A 2,035-nucleotide genomic window follows, 5' to 3' on the forward strand; every position below is an offset into this window, starting at 1 on the left:
GGCTCCTCCCCCGCATCGGGAACGGCTGGCCCGCTCGCCGCGGATCCGTCGATCGAACGCGCCCTGCGTCGTCTGGAGCTGACCGTCACCCGGCGCCTGGACGGGCTGCTGCTCGGTGATCACCTGGGCCTGGTACCCGGATCCGGAACCGAAAAAGCCGAAAGCCGTACCTACCACGTCGGCGACGACGTCCGGCGGATGGACTGGGCGGTCACCGCCCGTACCACCGTCCCGCACGTACACGACCTCATCGCCGACCGCGAGCTGGAGACCTGGGTACTCGTCGACCTCACCGCCAGCCTGGAGTTCGGCACCGCGGCCTGGGAAAAACGCGACCTCGCGATCGCCGCTGTCGCCGCGGTCGGCTACCTGACCGCACGCGGCGGCAACCGGCTGGGAGCGTATGTGCTCTCCGGTACCGGCCCGCGCGTACTACCCGCCCGTACCGGTCGCAACAGCCTGCGAGCACTGCTACGGACCTTGCTGGCAACACCGCGTACCGCGCTGGACCGCCCGGCCAGCGCGCCGAACGTCTCCGCGGCGACCGATCTGGCCGCGGCCGTGAACGGACTGCGTAACCCGCCCCGGCGCCGCGGCCTGGCTGTCGTGATCTCGGACTTCCTGTCGACGGACCTGTCGTGGGAACGGCCACTGCGCGCGCTCGCCGGACGCCATCAGGTACTTGCCGTCGAAATAGTCGATCCACGCGAGCTTGAGCTCCCGCGGGTCGGGCTGCTCACCGTCATGGACCCGGAGACCGGCGCGACGCTGGAGGTACCGACCTCGTCCCGCCGGCTGCGCGAGTCCTACGCCCGCGCCGCCGCGGCGCACCGCCGCGAGACCGACGCCGCGCTTCGCCGGGCCGGCGCCGCCCACCTCGTCCTGCGGACCGACACCGACTGGCTCGCCGACATCGTCCGCTTCGTCCTGGCCACCCGCCGCAGCCGCGGCGCGGGCCGGCGTCCGCCGGTCACGGCCCGGCCGGCCGGGCCGGCACGATGACCTTCCTCGCCGGCCACTGGCTGTGGCTGCTGCTGCTGGTCAGCGCGCTGACTGTCGCCTACATCGTGCTGGCGCTGCGCCGGAAGGTCTACGCGGTCCGGTTCGCCAGCGCCGGGCTGCTCGCGTCGGTGCTGCCCCGGCGCCCGCAGTGGTGGCGCCGGCATGTGCCGGCCACCGTCCTGTTGCTCACGCTGGCCACCATGGTGTTGGCCCTCGCGCGGCCGGCGAGGGCGGACCGGGTGCCCCGCGAACGCGCGACAATCATGCTGGCGATCGACGTCTCGAATTCGATGGCAGCAACGGATATCCCTCCCAACCGGCTCGAGTCGGCCAAACAGGGCGCCGAGGCGTTCGTCAATCAGCTACCACCGCGGATCAACCTCGGCCTGGTGTCATTCGCCGGCTCGGCGGCGGTTCTCGTTCCACCGACCACGGACCGCGAAACGGTCCGTTCCAGCATTCACAGCCTGCAGCTGGGTCCGTCCACCGCGATTGGCGAGGGTATCTTCGCCAGCCTGCAGGCCATCACCGTGCTGGGGGATCAGGTCATCGCGGACGGCCAGACGCCACCACCGGCGGCCATCGTGCTGCTCTCCGACGGGGAGACCCAGCGGGGACGCCCGAATTCCGAGGCCAGCCAGGCCGCTGTAAGCGTCCGGGTGCCGGTGGACACGATTGCCTACGGCACCCCGGACGGTACCCTCGACGTCGGCGGCCAACAGCTCCCCGTCCCGGTCAACGAGGCGGCATTGCGCGAGATCGCACGGACGACTGGGGGCTCCTACCACCGGGCCACGTCCGGCGACGAACTGCGGTCGGTGTATAAAAAGCTGGGCAGCTCCATCGGATACCGTACCGAGTTCCATGAAATTACCATGTGGTTTGTGGGGCTGTCGCTGTGTCTCGGCCTGACCGCCACGGCACTGTCGCTGGCCTTCTCGTCCCGAATCCCCTGAAGGGCTCCGGTGGCAGGGCGTTCGATCAGGAAGCGGCGTCCGGCTGGATGGAGCGCGAGGCGACGGAGGGAGCCGCC

At 70.8% G+C, this 2,035-nt stretch carries 2 protein-coding genes; both read left to right on the forward strand.

What is annotated here, in order from left to right:
* Positions 1 to 51: 51 nt before the first annotated feature.
* A complete protein-coding gene (locus MJ783_RS13755) occupies positions 52 to 1,002 on the forward strand; it encodes a DUF58 domain-containing protein (protein ID WP_239310833.1) in 951 nt (316 codons plus the stop codon).
* Positions 999 to 1,958: a VWA domain-containing protein gene (locus tag MJ783_RS13760; RefSeq protein ID WP_239310832.1), complete on the forward strand. Its 960-nt coding sequence runs from the start codon at positions 999 to 1,001 to the stop codon at positions 1,956 to 1,958. The genes MJ783_RS13755 and MJ783_RS13760 overlap by 4 nt, the downstream gene beginning before the upstream one ends.
* Positions 1,959 to 2,035: the final 77 nt, after the last annotated feature.

Origin of the sequence: Protofrankia sp. Cj3, assembly GCF_917627355.1 — a bacterium.
Taxonomy (GTDB): domain Bacteria; phylum Actinomycetota; class Actinomycetes; order Frankiales; family Frankiaceae; genus Protofrankia.

Excerpts from the sequence above, each read along its gene's own strand:
- MJ783_RS13760 (WP_239310832.1), top strand. The coding sequence starts at position 999 with ATGACCTTCCTCGCCGGCCACTGGCTGTGGCTGCTGCTGCTGGTCAGC.